A 19,640-nucleotide genomic window follows, 5' to 3' on the forward strand; every position below is an offset into this window, starting at 1 on the left:
GGGGGAGGAGCGGCGGATATCCATCCCGAACCCGGCTTGCCCTATCCGGCCGCCACCGCTTCGCTCGGCGGATGCTTCCTGAACAACTCGCGGTCCGCAGGCCCGAAGCCCCGCGTCCAGATCAGCCAGCCATAGATGCCGAGGATGAAGGGCACGCCGATCAAGAGTTCGGCCCATTCGGGAAGCTGTGTCGCGCCATAGCCGAGTATCGCCGCGCCCGCGGTGGCCCAGACGAGTGCCCAGCGCAGGCTGTTCACCGGCGCGCCAAGGATGAGCGACAGGAGGCGCGCCTTCACCAGCGACGCGAAACCGAGCGCGAGCATCAGCGCGAGCGCGACCGCAGCGGCGTAATAGATGGGCGGCAATCCCATCGACTGCGCGATCAGGATCAGCGCAACGCTGAGCGCGGCCTGCAGCGCAAGCGTCGCGATGCTGATGAGCAGGTTGCGGTGCCGCGCGACATAAACGAGCGCCGCTTCGCTGACCACCGCAGTGGCCGCGACGACTTCCGCGGCGAGCAGGAAGGCGAGCGCGGCGGTGCCGCTCACAAACTCGGGACCGACGAGGCCCATCACCGCTTCGCCTGGAATACCGAGCGCAAGCGCGACGCCGGCTTGCGCTGCGATAATCCAGAAGCCGACCTGGCTCACCTGCGCCGCGACTGCGGAAAGCCGCTTTTCGGCCAGGTTGCGCGTGATGACGGGGCCAAGGATCGGCTCGAAGCTCGTCTTGAGCTTTTGCGGCAGCGAGGCGACCTGCTGCGCCATATAATAAATGCCATAGATCGTCGGCGAGGTGAACTGGCCGAGGATGAAGAGGTCGAGGCGGCGCGTGCCCCATTCGATCGCGTCGGCGGCGGCGAGCGGCGCGTTGCGCCGCGCCAGCATGATGAGCTGCGCGGGATGCGGGCGCCAGACGCCGGGGCCGCCGAAATGGCGGATCATCGGGACGAGCGCGGTCAGAAAGGCGCCGAGCATCGCCGCGGCATAGGAGAGCATCAGCCCGTTTTCGGCCGACACGAACCAGAATCCCGCCGCCGCGGCGCTGATCACCCAGGGTTCGACGATTGCCCGCGCGCGCACCGTGGCGCCGATGTCGAACTTGTAGGCGCAGGCCGCGAGCGCGATGTCGGTCCCCGCGATCACAAAGACCAGGCATGCCATCCAGCGGTCGATCCCGTTGATGTCGCCCGCCGGATACATGAGCTGCGGCAGCAGCAGGAGCAGCGCCGATCCGGCGGCAGAGGCGAGGAGGGCGACGAACATGCCGTCCCAGACGACGGTGCGCTGGTCGGCGCCGGGCGCGCTCAGCTGTTCGGCAAGCCCGCGCTTGAGGCCGAGCGTCGCGAGCTGTGCGACCAGTTCGATGACCAGCACGGCAAAGGCGAAACGTCCGACCGCTTCAGGCCCGTACCAGCGGCCCGCGACGTAAAGGAACGGCAGGCGTGCGACGAGGCGAAGGATGAAACCGAAAAAATTGGTACGCCCGCCCTTGGCGAGCGCGGCGGTGTCCGCGTCCCGCGCCGGGTCATCGGACGACAAGGGCGCGGCTGCGCTGTCCGTCTGGCTCAAGCCTCGCGCCCCTTCTGCTGCTCCCCCGCGGCCATCCTAGCGCGGTGGGGAGGGGCAGGCAATCGACTGAAACATGTCATTGCCCCTCGGGTCGCAGCGGGCGGCTGAGCAGGGCCTGAACGGCGTCGGCCACGCGCATCTCGCCCGCGACGAGGCGCGCGACGGTGGCGGTGATCGGCATGTCGACGCCGTCGGCGCGCGCCGCGGCGGCGACGACCGGCGCGCTGAATGCGCCTTCGGCAATCGTCCGCCGGTCGGCCATCAGCGCATCGATGCTCTCGCCGCGGCCAAGTCCCTGGCCAAGCGCGAAATTGCGCGAATTGGACGAGGTGCAGGTGAGGACGAGGTCGCCAAGGCCCGCAAGACCCGCGAGTGTTTCGGCCTTGGCGCCGCGCGACAGGCCAAATCGCGTCATTTCGGCAAAGCCCCGGCTGATCAGCGCCGCGCGGGCGTTGAGGCCGAGCCCCGCTCCCTCGACGATGCCGCACGCGATCGCGAGGATATTCTTGACCGCGCCGCCGATTTCGGCGCCGATCACATCGCTCGACACATAGGGACGGAAATGTGGACGCGCGAGCGCTTGCGCAAGCTCTGCGGCGAGCGCGGCGTCGGCGGCGGCAAGGGTGATCGCGGTCGGCAGTCCGGCGGCGACCTCGTGCGCAAAGGTCGGGCCCGACAGCACCGCATGCGGGCGGCCGGGCGTCAGGTCGCGCGCCATGTCGACGGGGAAAGCGAAGCTGACGGCCTCCATCCCCTTGCTGCAAAAGATCAGCGGCGTGTCGCCCGGCGGCAGTTCGGCGAGCACCGCGCGCAGATAGGGCACCGGGACGACGATCAACAGCGCGTCACATTCGGCCATCGCCGCCAGATCGGTTGTGGCGGTGAGCGAGGGCGACAGCGGCGCGTCGGGAAGGAAGACCGGATTGCGGTGCTCGGCATTGATCGCGGCGACGACGTCGGCCTCGCGCGCCCACAGACGCACCGGCGCGCCGTCCGCCGCCAGCAATTGCGCGAGCGCGGTGCCCCACGCGCCGCCGCCGACGATACCAAACCCCCTGTACGACGTCATGCTTTCACCCCGGCGCCGCGCACCGCCTCGGCTGCCGGATCGAGCGGCCAGCGCGGCCGCGCCGCGGTGTCGAGCGGGTCGATCAGCCCCGCGGCGAAGCGTTCGGCACCCGCCCACGCGATCATCGCGCCATTGTCGGTGCACAGCCACAGCGGCGGGGCGACAAAGGGCTTGTCGAAGCGCGCGGCGAGGCCGGTGAGCGCAGCGCGGATCGCGCCGTTCGCCGCCACGCCGCCCGCGACGACGAACGCGCTCGCTTCCGGGCACGCCGCGAGCGCGATGCGGCTGCGATCGACGAGGCAGTCGACCACCGCCTGCTGGAATGCGGCGGCGAGGTCGGCAAGCGCATGATCGCCGCTCGCCGCGGCGCGAGCGACCGCGCTTTTCAGTCCCGCAAAGGAAAAATGCGGCTCGGCGCTGCCGACGAGCGGCCGCGGCAGCGCCACGGCGTTCGGATCGCCGTCCGCCGCGGCGCGCTCGACCGCGGGACCGCCGGGATAGCCGAGGCCGAGCAGCTTGGCCGTCTTGTCGAACGCTTCGCCCGCTGCGTCGTCGATCGTCGTGGCAAGGCGGCGATAGTCGCCGACGCCCTTGACGAGCAGCAACTGGCAATGGCCGCCCGAGACGAGCAGCAGCAGATAGGGAAAGTCGAGCGCCGGATCGGCGAGCCGCGGGCTGAGCGCGTGCCCCTCAAGATGGTTGACGGCGACCAGCGGCCTGTTCGCGGCGTGCGCAAGCGCCTTGCCCGTGACGAGCCCGACCATCACCCCGCCGATCAGACCCGGTCCGGCGGTCGCGGCGATCGCATCGACATCGGCAAGCGTCACGCCGGCATCGGCGAGCACGCCCTCGATAATCGGCGCGAGCCGGTCGACGTGCGCCCGCGCGGCGATTTCGGGAACCACGCCGCCATAGGGGCGGTGCTCGGCCTCCTGCCCCGCGACGCGGTGCGCCAATATGCGCCGGTCGCTATCGACGAGTGCCGCCGCAGTTTCGTCGCAGCTCGATTCAAGGCCAAGGATGAGGGTCATGATCTTGCCTGTCCCTTACCCGCGGGGAGTGCGCGGGAGCAAGCGCGGTTGGAAGGGAGGGTGAATACAGAGCATGGGGAACGCGGGGATTCGGGTCATTCGGCGAAGCGGAGAAGCCGGGTCGGACCGAAAGATTCCCATCGCATCCATGTCGGATTGCAGCGGGACGTCAGCAGGAGCAGCCGCTTCGCGGCCGTCCTGTTTCTCCGCGTTTCCGCGTCGCCGCGCCAATCCCCCGTCTTTCCTTTCATGGATATTGGTCTTAGCAGCGACGCGATGATCGATCTTCCGACTCCCGACAATCCCCTGCGCATCGGCACGCGCGCCTCGCCGCTGGCGATGGCGCAGGCGAACATGGCCGCGGCGGCGCTGATCGCGGCGCACGGGCTCGATATGGCGGCGCTCCAGATCGTGCCGATGACCGCAACGGGTGACCGGATCCAGGATCGCGCGCTCGCCGAGGTCGGCGGCAAGGCGCTGTGGACGCGCGAGCTCGATGCTGCCCTTGACGCCGGGACGATCGATGTCGCGGTCCATTCGCTCAAGGATGTCGAAACGCTGCGCGCCGCGCGTTTTTTCCTCGGCGCGATGCTCGAACGTGCCGATCCGCGCGACCGGCTGGTCGTGCGCGAAGGGATTGCGGCGCAAACCATCGCCGAGCTGCCGACCGGCGCGCGGCTGGGGACGAGCAGCCCGCGCCGCGCGGCGCAGGTTCGGCGGCTGCGCCCCGATCTCGACACGGTGCTGCTGCGCGGTAATGTCGCGACGCGGCTGGCCCGGCTCGCGGCGGGCGAGGTCGACGCGACATTGCTCGCCGCGGCGGGGCTCGAACGGCTGGGGATGCACGACATCGGCGCGGCGCTGGGCCCGGATCTGGTGCTTCCTGCGGCATCGCAGGGCGCGATCGGCGTCGAATGCCGCGCCGACGATGCGCGGGCCATGGCGCTGCTCGCCGCGATCGACCATGCGCCGACGCATCGCGCCGTCGCCGCGGAGCGCGCCCTGCTTGCCGCGCTGGGGGGTGATTGCCGCTCGCCCGTCGCGGCTTATGCGGCGTGGCAGGCGGACGGCGCGCTGCGCCTCGACGCCGAGCTATATTCGGAGGATGGCGCCGAGCGTGTCGCGGGCCATGTCATCGTCACCGACGCTGGCGTCGTCGCGGCGCTGGGGCATCGCCTGCTTGTCGATGCGCCGCCCAGCATCCGTCGGCTGTTCGCGCCATGAGCGACGGCGTGCCGCTGATCGTCACGCGGCCTGAACCGGGCAATGCGGCGACACGCGCGCGCGCGCGTTCGCTGGGTTTTGATGTGCACGCGATGCCGCTCTTTGCCGCGCGGCCGCTCCGCTGGACCCCGCCCGCCGCCGCCGATTTCGATGCGCTGCTGCTCACCAGCGCCTTTGCCGCGCGGCTTGCCGGACCGGGGCTGGCGACGCTCGCATCGCTTCCCGCCTATGCCGTCGGCGCGGCGACGGCGGAGGCCGCCCGCGCAGCGGGGTTGACGGTCGCGATGACAGGCGCCGCCGATGCGCAGCGACTTCTTGACGAAATGACGTCGCCGAAAATCGCGCGAATCCTATGGCTGTGCGGGCGCGACCGGACGGTGCTGCACACCGGCGATGCGGCGCTGGCGCCGCTGCCCTGCTATGCGGTCGATCCGGTCGATCCGCCTGGACAATGGCGCGCGCTGATCGCGGTGCCGGCGATCCTTCTCGCGCATTCGGCGCGCGCGGCGGAACGGATTGCGGTGCTCGCCGGGACGGCGCGCGCGCATCTGTCGCTGGTCGCGATCAGCGCGGCGGTCGCGGCGGCGGCCGGTCAGGGGTGGCGCGCCCTTGCGGTGGCCGCCGAGGCGAACGACGCCGCAATGTTGGCACAGGCGCGCGCTTTGTGGCACAAGGGTGCAAAATAGGGTCGTTCGAAAGATACATATGGCAATCGACAATTTCGATACTTCCTCGCCGCCGGGCGAGGCGGTTCCCGCACGGGGGCTATCGTTTCGCGCCCTCGCCATCGCGGCCTTTCTGGCGCTGCTGATCGGACTCGCGGGCGGTGGATGGGCGGTGCATCGATGGTTGGCCGACGCCAATGCCCCGGCGGCGCGGACGGCGGAGACGCCGAAGAACGAGGCCGACCCGCTGCTGATCGCGGGTGATGCCGTCAAGGCCGCCGAAGCCGGGGCGCCGCTCGTCATTGCTCCGGTCGACGGGGCCGGTGCGCTGGCGGCGCGCGTCGCAGAACTCGAACAGCGGCTGTCGCGTATCACGCTCCAGGCCGAATCGGCGTCGGGCAATGCGTCGCGCGCCGAGGGGCTGCTCGTCGCCTTTGCGGTGCGCCGCGCGCTCGACCGCGGCTTGTCGCTCGGCTATCTCGAGGCGCAGTTGCGCCTGCGCTTCGGCGACGACCAGCCCAATGCGGTCAAGACGATCATCGACACCTCGCGCGATCCGGTGACGCTCGAACAATTGCGCGCCGGGCTCGACGCACTCGCGCCGCAGCTTGTCGGCCGCAGCAGCGAATCCGGCGGCAGCCTGTGGACCGGCCTGCGCCGCGAACTCGGCGAATTGTTCGTTGTCCGCGCGGCGGGCACCCAGTCGCCAAGAGCATCCGAACGACTCGATCGCGCGCGTCGTTATCTCGCTGCCGGGCAGGCCGACAAGGCCATTGCCGAGGTCGAGGCGATGCCCGGCGTCGACGCCGCGGGCGAATGGCTGATCGACGCGCGCCGCTATCACGAGGCGCGGCGCGCGCTTGACCTTATTGAGACGGCGGCGATATTGGAACCGCGCGACAGCCCGGCTGCCGCGCTGGCCAAAACAACGGCCGACCCGACTCCGTAGCGTGCATTCCCGCAAGGGGTGCCACCCTCTTTAGGAAAGCCCGTTTCATGGCCCTCGCCGATCCGCAGCGCATCGAAGCGCTGGACCCGCTCGACCCCCTCGCGCTCGATGCCCAGCTGAGCGAGGAGGAGCGGATGATCCGCGACGCCGCGCGCGCCTATGCGACCGGCGAGCTGCTCCCGCGCGTGACCTCGGCCTTCCTGGAGGAACGCTTCGACCGCGAAATCATGTCGGAAATGGGCCGGCTCGGGCTGCTCGGCGCGACGATCGACCCCGAATATGGCGGTGCGGGTCTCAATTATGTGAGCTATGGGCTGATCGCGCGCGAGGTCGAACGGATCGATTCCGGATACCGATCGGCCTGTTCGGTGCAGTCGAGCCTCGTGATTCACCCCATCAACGCTTATGGCAGCGAGGAGCAGAAGCGCAAATATCTGCCGGGCCTGACCGCGGGCGAACTGGTCGGCTGTTTCGGCCTCACCGAACCCGACGCGGGCAGCGATCCCGCGGGAATGCGCACGCGCGCCGAAAAGATTGCGGGCGGTTATCGCCTGAAGGGCGCAAAGATGTGGATCACCAATTCGCCGATCGCCGATGTTTTTGTCGTGTGGGCGAAGTCGGACGCACACGACGGTGCGATCCGCGGTTTCGTGCTCGAAAAGGGAATGAAGGGTCTGTCGGCGCCGAAGATCGAGGGCAAGCTGTCGTTGCGCGCGTCGATCACCGGCGAGATCGTGATGGACGGGGTCGAGGTCGGCGAGGATGCGCTGCTCCCGCACGTATCGGGCCTCAAGGGGCCGTTCGGCTGCCTCAACCGCGCGCGCTACGGCATCGGCTGGGGCGCGATGGGCGCCGCCGAGTTCTGCTATGAAGCGGCGCGGGGTTATACGCTCGAACGCAAGCAGTTCGGGCGGCCGCTCGCGGCGAACCAGATCGTGCAATTGAAGCTCGCCAACATGCTTACCGAAATCGCGCTTGGGCTTCAGGCGGCGCTGCGCGTCGGTCGGCTGATCGACGACGGGCATCTGGCGCCCGACATGATCAGCTTCCTGAAGCGCAATAATTGCGGCAAGGCGCTCGACATTGCGCGCGTCGCGCGCGACATGCATGGCGGCAACGGCATTTCGGCCGATTATCATGTGATCCGCCACGCGGTGAACCTCGAAACGGTCAACACCTATGAGGGGACGCACGACGTCCATGCGCTGATCCTCGGCCGCGCCATCACGGGCATTTCGGCCTTTGCCTAAACCGCTGGAGGGTATCCGTGTCGTCGAGCTGGCGCGGGTGCTCGCGGGGCCGTGGTGTGGTCAATTGCTCGCTGATCTCGGCGCCGAGGTGGTCAAGGTCGAACGGCCGGGCGTCGGCGACGACACGCGCGAATGGGGGCCGCCCTTCGTCGTCGGCGACAATGGCGAAAATCTGGGGGCCGCCTATTATCACAGCTGCAACCGGGGCAAGCGGAGCGTCGCGGTCGACATCGCCACCGCCGCGGGGCAGGCCGAGGTGCGCGCGCTGCTCGCCGACGCCGATGTCGTCATCGAAAATTACAAGGTCGGCTCGCTCGTCAAATATGGGCTCGATCCGGGGCGGCTTCGCACCGATTTTCCGCGCCTCATCGTCTGTTCGATCACCGGATTCGGACAGACCGGACCCTATGCGCACCGCGCGGGTTATGATTATATCGTCCAGGCGATGAGCGGTTTCATGTCGCTGACCGGCGAACCCGACGGGCCGCCGCAAAAGGCGGGAATCGCCTATGCCGACATCTTCACCGGCCTTTATTCGGCAGTCGCGATTCTTGCGGCGTTAAGGCGGCGTGACGTCACCGGCGACGGCGCGCATATCGACATGGCGCTGCTCGATTCGCAGGTTGCCGTCCTTGCCAACCAGGCCGCCAATTATCTTGCGAGCGGCGTCGCGCCAAAACGGATGGGCAATGCCCACGCCAATGTCGTGCCCTATCAGCTCTTTGCGACCGCCGACGGCCAGCTGGTGATCGCGGTGGGCAATGACGCGCAATATCGCAGGCTCTGCGCCATATTGGGCGTGCCCGAATGGGGCGACGATCCGCGTTTTGCCACCAATGCGGCGCGGCTGGCGAACCGCGCCGCGCTGATCCCGCTGCTCGCGGCCAGGATCGCGTCGTGGGAGGCGCAGCCCCTGTCGCTCGCGCTCGAGGCCGAAGGCGTGCCCGCGGGGCCGATCAACGATCTCGCCCAGCTCTTCGCCGACCCGCAGGTTATCGCGCGCGGTATGCGCCTTCGCCCCGACGGCGCGGCGATCGACGGGGTGGCGAGTCCGATCGTCATCGACGGCGTGCGCATGGTCGCGGCGGGGGGTGCGCCGCCGCTGGCTGGTTAGCGGCCGTTTGGGACGGAAGAACGACGTTCGCATTCAAGGTCCGCTCGCCGCCCCTGGACTGCCACCGAACCGGGGGTTTGCGAGCCGACCGGCCGGCAGGAAAAAGGGGCGCCGCGGCGGGCGCCCCCTTCCTGTCTTGTCCAAGGGTCAGAACCGGACCGTGCCGGTGACGAACAGCTGACGCGGATTGCCGTAAAAGGCGGTGACGACACCCTCGCGTCCCAGCGTCGGCGTCGGCAGGCCCGATGCGTTCAGCACCGGGGTGCCGTCGGCGCCGACCGCAACAAATTGATAGCCCGACGTGATATACTGCTTGTCGAGGATATTCTTGCCGTGGACGCCGAGGCTGAACCGCTCGTCGGGCGCGGTCCACACGATCGACGCATCGAGCAGCGCATAGCCCTTCTGGTCAAGATAGGGGCTCGGCGTTTCAAACTGGTTGGTCTTGCTGCGATAGCTGAGTGTCGTCGACATCGAAAGATCGCCGTCCATGACGGGCATCGTCGCGCCCAGCGTGCCGGCGAGCGTCCAGCGCGGCGTGTTCTGGATTCGGCGCAGATCGGACACGTCGACGCCGTTGACGATATAGCGCTTATAGTCGCCGTCGATGAAGCCGAGGTTTCCGGTGAAGCTGAGCGACGATCCCGCGCCAGCGAAATCGCGGGCGAAGCGGGCCTGGGTTTCGAATTCGACGCCCTTGAAACTCGCCTTGGCCGCGTTCGTCGTGACCCCGGCAAAACTCTCGAACACGCCGTCGCCGTTCGCATCGACGCCGACCGAGCCCGGAATCTGGACATTCTTGTAGTCGCCATAGAATCCGGTAAGCGCGACGCGGACATTGCCGTCGAGCAGCGAACCCTTGTAGCCAATTTCGTAGCTGTCGACCGTTTCGGGATCGAACAGGAAGAAATCATAGATTTCGTCATAGCTGCGGACGCCGTCGCGGTTCGTGTCGGGCGCAATGCGTGCGTCGCCGCGCGGGTCGAAGCTCCCGCCCTTGAAGCCCTGGGCATAGGAGGCGTAGACCATGTGATCGACACTCGGCTTGAAACTGACCGATACCCGCGGGTTGAAATCGGTGAACTTTGCGCTGCCGTCGAAATTGGTGACCGTCGCGATCGGAATCGCGGTGCCGCCGAAAATGGGGGACGTGCCGCCGATCTTGGTCTGGCGCAGGATGCGCGAACGGCGCTTGTCGCTGGTGTAGCGGCCCCCCGCCGACAGGCTGAGCTGATCGGTGATGTCGAAGGTGAAGTCGCCAAAGACCGACCAGGTGCGCGTCGTCACGTCGCCCGAGGTGAAGGCGTTGAGTCCCGGCAGGCCAAGCAAAGCGCCGGTGGTGCCGAGAATGACGTCGAAGTCGGTCGTCGAATTGGCGTCGAGATAATAAAAGCCGACGAGGCCGTTCAGCCGGTCGCCTTCATAGAGAAGCTGGAACTCCTGGCTGAGTTGCTCGTTGCGGTAGACCGCCGGCACATCGACATCGACCGCGGGCAGGCTGTCGAAATCGATCGGCGTGAAGCTGGAATCCTTGCGCCATGCGCTGATCGAGCGGAAGGTGAACGCGTCGCTGAAGTCGACATTCACGCTCATCGCCAGCCCATAAGCCTCGACGTCCTGATCGGGATTGTTGAGCCCGGCGCGCGTGTCATAGACGTCGTCGAGCACGGGGGCCCCCGACAACAGGCCGGGGATCAGGCGATGGCCGTTGCGCGGGTCCGACTTGTCGCGCGTATAGTCGCCGCTGATGCGGATGAAGACGGGTTCGCCATGGCCGCCGAACTCGACGCTGCCGCGCCCGGCCCAGACGTCCTTGCTGTAATTTTCGACGCCCGGAAGGTTGCGGTTGTCGCCGAAGCCGCCGCGCGACAGACGCGCGCCCGACAGGCCGACGCGCAGAAGGTCGCTGACGGGTGCGCTGGCGGTGACGACCAGATCGGCCTGGTCATAGGTGCCGTAGCTGGCGCGGGCCTTGAGGCTCGGTTCCTGCGGCAGCCGCCTCGTCACATATTTGATCGCGCCGCCGATGGTGTTGCGTCCGTAAAGGGTGCCCTGCGGCCCGCGCAGAACTTCGACGCGTTCGACATCATAGATGTCGATAACCGCCGCCTGCGGGCGGTTCAGATAAACGTCGTCGAGATAGATGCCCACGCCCGATTCGAAGCCCGACACGGGATCCTGCTGGCCGACCCCGCGGATGAAGGCGGTCAGGGTCGAATTGGTCCCGCGCGAGTTTTCGAGCGTAACGTTCGGCGCCTGATTCTGAACGTCGGTAATGTCGATCGCGCCCGCGGCTTCGAGCGCTGCGCCCGAAATGGCGGTGACGGCGACCGGAACGTCGATCAGCCGTTCGTCGCGGCGGCGGGCGGTGACGATGATGTCATCATCGCCGCTGTCCTCGACCGCGAGCGCGGCCCCGGCGTCCTGCGCCACGGCGGCGGGGGCAAGGCCGAGCATCGACAGCGTGCTCGAGGCGAGAATGGCGCGGCGCAGCGTGCGAGCGAAAGGACGCATGAAAGTCTCCCAATCACGGGCGGCCCCTCGCCACCCCTGCTTTCGTTGAGCCTGGAGCTTGCCAAGCCGTGCCGCAGCCAATAATGAAAGATGAACCAAGTTTCAACTTGGAATATGCAACGGTCGTTTTTTGCTTGCCAGTGGTGCCGAAATGCCACGATTGAGCAAAGGGCCCGGCCGAACGACGGAGAGGCGGAAGGCATTATGGATCAACGGCACGCCGCAGCGGAGGATGGCGCGGGCGAAGCGCGCGACAAGACGCCGCGCACCGAACGCGGACGCCGCACCCTGCGCAAGCTGCTCGACGCCGCAGCGGTCGAGTTCGGCGAGCGCGGCTTTCACGAAGCGTCGATCAGCGCGATCACGCGCCGCGCAGGGACAGCGCTTGGCAGTTTTTACACCTATTTCGATTCGAAAGAGGAAATCTTCCAGGCGCTCGTCCGCTATATGAGCGAGCAACTGCGCGACCATGTGACGCCGCGCGTTCAGGCCGCACCCGACGAGATCAGCGCCGAACGCATCGGGCTGGAATCCTTCCTCGGCTTTGTGCGCGAGCATAAGGAAATCTACCGCATCATCGACGAGGCCGAGTTCGTCGATTATGCGAGCTATCGAAGCCATTATGAAACGACGGTCGAGCGCATCCGCCAGCGGCTGGAGGCAGGCGCGGTGCGCGGCGAGATTCGCGCCGACGTCGGCGAAATCCACGCCTGGGCGATCGGCGGCATGAACGTGTTTCTGGGAATGCGCTATGGTCTGTGGAACACCGACAGCGACATATCCGAAATCGCCCGGATCGCGAATGATTTTGTGGCAAACGGGCTGAAGAAACGGAACTGAGGGGCTTTGGCAGCTTTGGGCGGACTGCGCCCGCGCTTGGCCGAATGGCCGCTCTGGGGCGGGTTCCCGCCCTTGCCTTATTCGTCATCCCGGCGGAGGCCGGGATCTCACCCTATCGGATTGACGCACCGGCGAGATTCTTGCCTTTGCCGGGATGACGATTGGATAAACGTCCACAACCGGTCGAAAGCCGTCGCGACCTGAGCGCCTCAACCGCGCGCGATCAGAAAGATCGCATGTTCGGCGCGCCAGCTTGCCGCGGCGTCGCTCGTCGGCTTGTCGCCTGACAGGTGCCAGGCGCGCTCCACCCCGATTTGCTTGGCGCGAACGAGGTCGCGAAAATCGCTGACGGTGACATGATGGATGTTCGGTGTTTCGTACCATGCAACCGGCAAGAGGCGTGTCACCGGCATCCGGCCGTTCCACAACAGCGCGAGCCGGACGCGCCAGTGGGCGAAATTGGGAAAGCTGACGAAGGCGCGCGGCGCGATGCGCAGCAGTTCGTCGACGACGCGGTCGGGCCGCTCGGTCGTTTGCAGCGTCTGCGACAGGATCGCATAGTCGAACGCATTATCGGGATAATCGGCAAGGTCGCGGTTCGCGTCGCCCTGCACCACCGATTGCCCGCGCGCGATCGCCGCGGTGACATTAGCCGGGTCGATTTCCAGCCCGCGCGCGTCGACGCCCTTGGCACCAAGCGCCACCATCAGCTCGCCATCCCCGCAGCCGATATCGAGCACGCGCGCGCCGGACGGCACGGCATCGGCGATGATCGCGAGGTCGGGACGCAGCGCCATCAGCGGCCGGTCCCCAGCGCGCCCGCCACGATCCGGTCGAGCGCAGGCACGTCGAGGAGGAAACTGTCGTGGCCGAAGGGCGCCGACAGTTCGACGAAGCTCGCCGCCGCGCCGACGCTCTGCAGCGCCTGGACGATGCGCCGTGATTCGGCGGTCGGGTAAAGCCAGTCGGTGTCGAAGCTGACGAGCGTGAAGCGCACATCCCTTGCCCTGGCGAATGCGCCGGCCAGGCGGCCGTCGTGCGGTTCGGCAAGATCGAAATAATCCATCGCGCGGGTGATATAGAGATAGGCGTTGGCGTCGAACCGGTCGGTGAAGGCAAGCCCTTGGTGCCGCAAATAGGATTCGACCTGAAAATCGGCGTCGAAGCCGAAGCTCTTTATATCGCGCGCCTGCAGCCGACGGCCGAACTTTTCGGTCAGCCCCGCTTCGGACAAATAGGTGATGTGCGCCGCCATGCGCGCCACCGCGAGCCCCTTGGTGGGCGCGCGCGCGCTGCCATAATATTGGCCGTCCTGCCAGTCGGGATCGGCCATGATCGCCTGCCGCCCGACTTCGTGGAACGCGATATTCTGTGCCGAATGGCGCGCCGCGCTGGCGATGACGATCGCCGCGGCGAGGCGTTCGGGATAGGCTGCCGCCCAGGCGAGCGCCTGCATCCCGCCCATCGATCCGCCGACGACCGCGTGCAGCCGTTCGATGCCGAGATGATCGAGCAGCATCGCCTGCGCGCGGACCATGTCGGCGATGGTTATGACCGGAAAGGCCATGCCGAGCGGCGCGCCGGTCGCGGGGTCGGGGGTCGCCGGGCCGCTCGACCCCATGCAGCTGCCCAGGACATTGGCGCAGACGACGTGAAAGCGGTCGGTGTCGATCGGCTTGCCGGGACCGACCATGCGCGCCCACCAGCCGGGTTTGCCCGTCGCGGGATGGTCGCTAGCGACATATTGGTCGCCGGTGAGCGCATGGCAGACGAGCACCGCGTTCGACCTGTCGGCGTTGAGCGCGCCATAGCTTTGCCAGGCGATCGTCACCGACGGCAGCCGATGGCCGCTGTCGAGCGGCAGCGGCGCCTCGATCGTCACGCTCTGATGCTGGATTTCGTGCAGCCGGCTCGCCATGGGAAGGCGGGGCTAAGCGGGCAAGGGGGGCATGTCAACGATGCGCGCGCGCAGAGCCGGGGCTGGATTATTCGCGCAGCGACACCGAGCCGCCAGGGATTTGATTCACGCGGCGACGCGGAGAAATGAAGCCAGCCGCGAAGCGGCCGTCGATCCGCGGCTTCCCGCACCACCGCAGCATGGCCGGAAAAGGGGCCATTCGGCGCCGGACAATGCCCTCCGCGTGGGTCTTTTTCGTTCCTCTTCGCGCTCCGCGCCTCTGCGCGAATCCCATCAACAAACTGGACTTGGCGGCCTTAGCCGTTAAACGGCGCGGCATGACCGACGCGACCCCAACCCTTATGCCAAAGCCGTGGATCAGCGGCATCGCCCCCTATGTGCCCGGCAAGTCGGCGGGAGCCGACGGCCGCCCGCTCATCAAGCTGAGCGCGAACGAAAATCCGCTCGGCACGGGAGACAAGGCGCGCGCGGCCTTTGCCGCGGTGCAGGCGGCGCCCGACGCGCTGTCGCGCTATCCCGATCCCGGGTCGGTCGCGTTGCGCGCGGCGATCGCCGCCAAATATGGGCTCGATCCCGACCGGGTGATCTGTGGCAACGGGTCGGACGAGCTGCTCCACCTGGCGGCGGGGGCCTATGCCGGCGCGGGCGACGAGATCCTCTATGTCCGCTACGGCTTTGCCGTTTACGAAATCGCCGCGCGGCGGGTCGGCGCGGTGCCCGTCGAGGCCGACGACCGCGATTTTGCCACCGACGTCGACGCGCTGCTCGCCGCGGTGACCGACAAGACGCGCGTGGTCTATCTCGCCAATCCCAACAATCCGACGGGAACGCTTGCGACGCGCGACGAGGTGGCGCGCATTCATGCCGGGCTGCCCAGGGACGCGCTGTTCGTGATCGACCAGGCCTATGCCGAATATCTGACGCCGGATCAGGACGACGGCGGGCTCGACCTGGCAAGGACGCAGCCCAACGTCTTTGTCACGCGCACCTTTTCAAAGATCCACGGCCTTGCCGCCGAACGCATCGGATGGGGCTATGCGTCCAGCGACGTGATTGCGGCGCTGCACCGTATCCGCTTGCCCTTCAACGTCACTCGCGCGGGGCAGGCGGCGGCGGTCGCGGCGCTCGGCGACGATGATTTCGTGAACCGCAGCCGCGAGCATAATGCCCGCTGGCGCGCCTGGCTGGCGCAGGAGCTGGAGAGCCTTGGCAACCATGGCGTGCGCGTCATCCCGTCGGCGACCAATTTCCTGCTCGTGCTGTTCGAGGGCCAGGTGAGCGCCGAGACCGTCTATCATCGGCTGATGGATGCCGGTTATATCGTTCGCTGGCTGCCCGGACAGGGGATTCCGCAGGCGCTGCGCATGACGATCGGCACCGAGGACGAGACGCGCGGTCTGGCGGCGGCGATCCGCGCCGCGCTCGCCGGCTGATGCCTGCAACGTCGCGCGTCGCGCGCGTCGCGATCGTCGGACTGGGCCTGATCGGGTCATCCATCGCGCGCGCCGTGTCGGCGCGGCTGCCCGGCGTTGCGGTGACGGGCTATGACGCGAAGGATTCGGTGCGCGCCGAAGCGCGGGCGCTGGGGCTTTGCGACATGATCGCCGACGACCCGGCGGATGCCGTCGCCGATGCCGATCTTGTCGTGCTTGCGGTGCCCGTCGGACGGATGGCCGAAGCGGCGGCGGCGATCGCGCCGGGGCTGAAACCGCAAGCGATCATCTCTGACGTAGGATCGTCGAAGGCGGGGGTCGCCGCCGCGCTCGCCAAAGCCTTGCCCGATCATGCCGTCATTCCGGCACACCCCGTCGCGGGGACCGAAAACAGTGGGCCCGCCGCGGGTTTTGCGACGCTGTTCGAGGGGCGCTGGTGCATCGTGACCCCGCTTGCGAGCGCGCCGCAGGATGCCGTGACGGCCGTGACGTCATTCTGGGAGGCGCTCGGCGCGCGGGTCGAGACGATGGACGCGGCGCATCACGACATGGTGCTCGCGGTGACGAGCCACCTGCCGCACCTCATCGCTTACACGATCGTCGGCACCGCGAGCGAGCTTGAGGAAGTCACCGAGAGCGAGGTCATCAAATATTCCGCAGGCGGTTTTCGCGATTTCACGCGCATCGCGGCGAGCGACCCGGTAATGTGGCGCGACGTCTTCCTTGCCAACAAGGACGCCGTGCTCGCAACGCTCCAGCGCTTCAACGAGGATCTGACCGTGCTGCAACAGGCGATCCGCCGCGGCGACGGCGCGCGGCTGGAGGAATGGTTCACGCGCACGCGCGCGATCCGGCGCTCGATCATCGAACAGGGACAGGATGATGCGGCGCCCGATTTCGGGCGCAGGCATTAGGCGGCAAAAGGCCCGGAATCCGTTCGTATCGCGCGAAGTCGAGACAGGTTTGCACCGCCCGACCCGTCGCGCGCCCTGACCGCGCTCGGCGCAAACGGGATTCAGGGGGCGGCATTGCCTTCCAGCAACGCCTCGGCCGGGTTCAGCGCATTGATTGCTGCCCGCACGCGCGCTTCGGCCTCGTCGCGCGGCAGGCCGGGGGGGACGGTTTCGCCGACGCGATAGGTGATCGTGCCGGGCCATTTGACCCAGCGCCGCGGCGGATAGGCGATGCCGCTGTTCACCGCGACGGGGATGACCGGCACGCCGAGCAGGCGGTACATGCCCGCGAAACCGGGGCGCAGCGCGGGCGCCTGCCCGTGCGGCACGCGCGTGCCCTCGGCGAAGAGGACGAGCGGACGACCGCTGGCGAGCGCGGCCTTCGCCGCGCCGAGCATCGCGCGCATCGCCTTGCCGCCGCCGTCGCGGTCAACGGGAATCAGCCCGTAGAAATGCGCTGCCTGGCCCCAGACCGGGATCGAAAACAGCTCTTCTTTCGCGAACACCGCAGGATGGCGGAAGAGCAGCGGCTGCTCGATCGTCTCGAACGCGCTTTCATGCTTGAAAACGTAAAGCACCGGACTGTCGGGCATCTCGCCCTCCACGGCGATCCGCTGGCCGAGCACGAAACGGCAGAGCAGCCGGTGAAAGCGCGCCCAGACGCGCACGAAGGCGATCGTCGCGCGGTGCGAGATCGGCAGTGCGACGACCGCGCCGATCGACGCGACGCTGCTCATCAGGACGAACAGCAGCCAGAAGATGATCGAGCGGCAAAGGGCGAGGGCGGTGCGCACGGCGGGGCGTTTACAGGCCGAGCAGGCCGCCCGCCAGCCCCGCGAGATATTTATGATATTCGCGGAACAACGTCGCCAGATTCGGCTGGCTGCGCACCGCGTCGGGCACGATCGTCACATCCTTGCCGACCGCGCGGCCGATTTCATATTCGGCGCGGCGCATGTGCCAGTCGGTCGTGACCAGCCGGATACTCTTGTAATCGCGGCGTTTGGCCCAGGCGGCGACCTCGGTGGCGTTCGAGCGCGTGTCCTCCGCCTCGAACCCCAGCGCGACGCAGCAATCGAACAAGGCGATGGGGCGGTCATATTCGGCGGCGAGTTCGCGCGGTTTGACCTCGCGCGCGACGCCGCTGATCAGAAGGCGCCTGGCATCGCCTGCCTCAAGCCGTTCGAGCGCGCGGTCGATGCGGCCGGGGCCGCCGGTGACGACGACGATCGCATCGGTCTTTTGCGGCGGCGCGGGTAAAGGCAAGAGCAGCGCGAACCAGGCGAAACCCAGCACCCAAGCAAGAAACAGCAGCGAGATCAGGCGCTTGATCATAACATCTTCTTGAGTGCGGCGAGCAGCGTCTGGCGCGCCGTCAGGGCAGCGAGCGCGATAGCCAATAGCGGCAGCGCCAGCAAGAGCGCCCATCCCACGGGGCCGAGCGACGCCGTCGCGGCGAGCCCCGCGGTCACCCCCGACCATTGCCAGCCGACAAGCAGCAGGATCGCGGCGGCGACCAGACTGCCAAGCGCGATGCCATAAGCGGTGTCGATCGCGATCCGGCGCTGGAACAGCCGCGCGATCTGGCGGTCGGTCGCGCCGATCAGGTGCAGCATCTCGATCGTCGCATAATGGGTGCCGAGCGCCGCGCGCGCGGTCATGATCACCACGGCGGCGCTCGCGAGCGTCATCAGCAGGACCAGCCCCGCCGCGATCCAGGCGAGCGAGCGGATCAGCCGCGCGACCGGACCGAGCCATTCGGCATGCGGGATGATCCGCGCGCCCGGCGCTTCGCGCGCGACCAGCGCTTCGAGCGCCGCCATCGCGCCCGCGCGGTCGCCGCCGACGAAGTCGATGTCGACGAGAGCGGGCAGCGGCAGCGAACGCAGCAGCGGGTCGTCGCCTTCGGCACTGCCGAACCATTGGCCAAGCATTGCCTGCAATTCCTCGCGCTCGACCGTGCGCGCCGACCGGACGAAGGGCGCGGTGTCGGCCGCGCGCCGGAGCGCCGCGGCCTGCGCGGCGCGCGTCATCGGATTGGCGGTGACAATCTGGACGGTGACGCGGCCCGCGATCGCATCGCCGATCGCATTGGCCGCGCGCGCGAGCCCGACCCCGGCAGCGGCGGCGAGCAAGGTCAGCATCATCAGGATCGCGACGATCCACGGCGTCGGCCCCGACAGGCGACGGTCGGGGAGCAGTCGGCGATGCTGGACGGGAACGCGCGGGATCAGCATCGGTAACCCGTCAGGCCCGGTTCGGCGGATAGCGCAGCGCGCCGGTGGGGTCAGAAAGGCGCCCTTTTTCGAGCCGCATCATCTGCGCATTTTCGATGCGGCTGATGAGATGAATGTCATGCGTCGCGACGACGACGGTGGTGCCGAGGCGATTAAGCGCCTCGAACAGCCCCAGGAGGCGCATCGCCATGTCGGGATCGACGTTGCCCGTCGGCTCGTCGGCGACGAGCAGTTGCGGGCGCGCGATCACCGCGCGCGCGATCGCGACGCGCTGCTGCTCGCCGCCCGACAGCGTCGGCGGAAAGGCGTCGGCGCGTTCGCCAAGGCCGATCCAGCTCAGCATCTCGCCGACCGGCCCCGCCAGATCCGCTTCGCCGACCCCCGCGATGCGCAGCGGCAACGCGATATTGTCGCGCGCGCTCAAATGCGGGATCAGGCGGAAATCCTGGAACACGACGCCGATGCGGCGACGAAAGCCCGGCAGGCGGTGGCGCGGCATCGCGACCAGATCTTCGCCGAACAGGCGGACGATGCCGCGGCTCGGCCGCTGCGCCAGATAGAGCATTTTCAGAAGCGACGTCTTGCCTGCGCCCGACGCGCCGGTGAGGAAATAAAAGCTGCCGGGTTGCAGGTTGAAACTGATGTCTGAAAGCACCTCGGCATCGGGGCCGTAACGCAGACCGACGCCGCTGAACTCGACCATCGCGCCGCCGGGGCGCATCGGGGCCGCGTCGGTCATCGCGTCGCACTCGGGTGCGCGACGGGGCGCACGGCCTCGAGGAACAGGGGCGCTGGTCCGCTCATCCCGCTGCCTCTCGCACGGCTCTTGCCCAAGGACAAGCCGCGAGTGAACGCGGCGCTTGCAACACCGC

18 protein-coding genes are annotated in these 19,640 nt (G+C 67.9%); 8 read left to right on the forward strand and 10 right to left on the reverse strand.

The annotated features are described in order from the left end of the window. Window positions 1–41: 41 nt before the first annotated feature. The 3 genes from HUW43_RS10630 to tsaD form a co-directional block, all read right to left on the reverse strand. Window positions 42–1,571 carry a lipopolysaccharide biosynthesis protein gene (locus HUW43_RS10630; protein ID WP_188237376.1) on the reverse strand — a complete coding sequence of 510 codons (1,530 nt, stop codon included), beginning with the start codon at window positions 1,569–1,571 and terminating at the stop codon, window positions 42–44. 76 nt (window positions 1,572–1,647) lie between these two features. Then, complete coding sequence (locus HUW43_RS10635; RefSeq protein ID WP_188237377.1) at window positions 1,648–2,640, reverse strand: NAD(P)H-dependent glycerol-3-phosphate dehydrogenase; 993 nt, start codon at window positions 2,638–2,640, stop codon at window positions 1,648–1,650. Then, complete coding sequence (gene tsaD / locus HUW43_RS10640; RefSeq protein ID WP_188237378.1) at window positions 2,637–3,671, reverse strand: tRNA (adenosine(37)-N6)-threonylcarbamoyltransferase complex transferase subunit TsaD; 1,035 nt, start codon at window positions 3,669–3,671, stop codon at window positions 2,637–2,639. The genes HUW43_RS10635 and tsaD overlap by 4 nt, the downstream gene beginning before the upstream one ends. Before the next feature lie 276 nt (window positions 3,672–3,947). On the opposite strand from tsaD, the gene hemC reads away from it, so the two are divergent. The 5 genes from hemC to HUW43_RS10665 are packed head-to-tail and all read left to right on the forward strand — an operon-like array spanning window position 3,948 to window position 8,873. Then, window positions 3,948–4,895 carry a hydroxymethylbilane synthase gene (gene hemC, locus HUW43_RS10645; RefSeq protein WP_188237379.1) on the forward strand — a complete coding sequence of 316 codons (948 nt, stop codon included), beginning with the start codon at window positions 3,948–3,950 and terminating at the stop codon, window positions 4,893–4,895. Then, on the forward strand, window positions 4,892–5,581 hold the full coding sequence (locus HUW43_RS10650; RefSeq protein WP_188237380.1) for a uroporphyrinogen-III synthase: 690 nt from the start codon (window positions 4,892–4,894) through the stop codon (window positions 5,579–5,581). The genes hemC and HUW43_RS10650 overlap by 4 nt, the downstream gene beginning before the upstream one ends. 19 nt (window positions 5,582–5,600) lie before the next feature. Continuing rightward, on the forward strand, window positions 5,601–6,509 hold the full coding sequence (locus tag HUW43_RS10655) for a hypothetical protein (protein WP_188237381.1): 909 nt from the start codon (window positions 5,601–5,603) through the stop codon (window positions 6,507–6,509). 47 nt (window positions 6,510–6,556) lie between these two features. After that, window positions 6,557–7,759 (forward strand): acyl-CoA dehydrogenase, encoded by a 1,203-nt coding sequence (locus HUW43_RS10660; protein WP_188237382.1) that lies wholly within the window; start codon window positions 6,557–6,559, stop codon window positions 7,757–7,759. Beyond that, window positions 7,752–8,873 (forward strand): CaiB/BaiF CoA transferase family protein, encoded by a 1,122-nt coding sequence (locus HUW43_RS10665; protein ID WP_188237383.1) that lies wholly within the window; start codon window positions 7,752–7,754, stop codon window positions 8,871–8,873. Before HUW43_RS10660 ends, HUW43_RS10665 begins: the two co-directional genes overlap by 8 nt. A gap of 147 nt (window positions 8,874–9,020) precedes the next feature. On the opposite strand, the gene HUW43_RS10670 is transcribed toward HUW43_RS10665, so the two are convergent. Beyond that, a complete protein-coding gene (locus HUW43_RS10670; RefSeq protein WP_188237384.1) occupies window positions 9,021–11,387 on the reverse strand; it encodes a TonB-dependent receptor in 2,367 nt (788 codons plus the stop codon). Between the two features lie 204 nt (window positions 11,388–11,591). On the opposite strand from HUW43_RS10670, the gene HUW43_RS10675 reads away from it, so the two are divergent. Further along, window positions 11,592–12,227 carry a TetR/AcrR family transcriptional regulator gene (locus HUW43_RS10675; RefSeq protein WP_188237385.1) on the forward strand — a complete coding sequence of 212 codons (636 nt, stop codon included), beginning with the start codon at window positions 11,592–11,594 and terminating at the stop codon, window positions 12,225–12,227. Window positions 12,228–12,436: 209 nt separating this feature from the next. On the opposite strand, the gene metW is transcribed toward HUW43_RS10675, so the two are convergent. Continuing rightward, complete coding sequence (gene metW, locus HUW43_RS10680; RefSeq protein ID WP_188237386.1) at window positions 12,437–13,024, reverse strand: methionine biosynthesis protein MetW; 588 nt, start codon at window positions 13,022–13,024, stop codon at window positions 12,437–12,439. Next, window positions 13,024–14,145, reverse strand: a complete 1,122-nt coding sequence (locus HUW43_RS10685; RefSeq protein ID WP_188237387.1) for a homoserine O-acetyltransferase MetX — start codon at window positions 14,143–14,145, stop codon at window positions 13,024–13,026. Before HUW43_RS10685 ends, metW begins: the two co-directional genes overlap by 1 nt. A 317-nt stretch (window positions 14,146–14,462) precedes the next feature. Between HUW43_RS10685 and hisC the strand changes: the two genes are divergently transcribed. After that, window positions 14,463–15,578, forward strand: coding sequence for a histidinol-phosphate transaminase (hisC, locus tag HUW43_RS10690; protein WP_188237388.1), 1,116 nt, complete (start codon window positions 14,463–14,465; stop codon window positions 15,576–15,578). Beyond that, the gene (locus HUW43_RS10695) at window positions 15,578–16,492 is read left to right on the forward strand and encodes a prephenate/arogenate dehydrogenase family protein (protein ID WP_188237389.1); all 915 of its coding nucleotides are present in this window, start codon (window positions 15,578–15,580) and stop codon (window positions 16,490–16,492) included. Before hisC ends, HUW43_RS10695 begins: the two co-directional genes overlap by 1 nt. Before the next feature lie 101 nt (window positions 16,493–16,593). Here the strand turns inward: HUW43_RS10695 and HUW43_RS10700 are convergent, their stop codons facing one another. The 4 genes from HUW43_RS10700 to ftsE are packed head-to-tail and all read right to left on the reverse strand — an operon-like array spanning window position 16,594 to window position 19,507. Beyond that, a complete protein-coding gene (locus HUW43_RS10700; RefSeq protein WP_188237390.1) occupies window positions 16,594–17,325 on the reverse strand; it encodes a lysophospholipid acyltransferase family protein in 732 nt (243 codons plus the stop codon). Between the two features lie 10 nt (window positions 17,326–17,335). Then, complete coding sequence (locus tag HUW43_RS10705) at window positions 17,336–17,866, reverse strand: YdcF family protein (protein WP_188237391.1); 531 nt, start codon at window positions 17,864–17,866, stop codon at window positions 17,336–17,338. Continuing rightward, the gene (locus tag HUW43_RS10710) at window positions 17,863–18,768 is read right to left on the reverse strand and encodes a cell division protein FtsX (RefSeq protein ID WP_188237392.1); all 906 of its coding nucleotides are present in this window, start codon (window positions 18,766–18,768) and stop codon (window positions 17,863–17,865) included. Before HUW43_RS10710 ends, HUW43_RS10705 begins: the two co-directional genes overlap by 4 nt. A 10-nt stretch (window positions 18,769–18,778) precedes the next feature. Continuing rightward, complete coding sequence (gene ftsE / locus HUW43_RS10715) at window positions 18,779–19,507, reverse strand: cell division ATP-binding protein FtsE (protein ID WP_223181461.1); 729 nt, start codon at window positions 19,505–19,507, stop codon at window positions 18,779–18,781. Between the last annotated feature and the right edge of the window lie 133 nt (window positions 19,508–19,640).

The organism is Sphingopyxis sp. LK2115 (assembly GCF_014595975.1).
Taxonomy (GTDB): domain Bacteria; phylum Pseudomonadota; class Alphaproteobacteria; order Sphingomonadales; family Sphingomonadaceae; genus Sphingopyxis.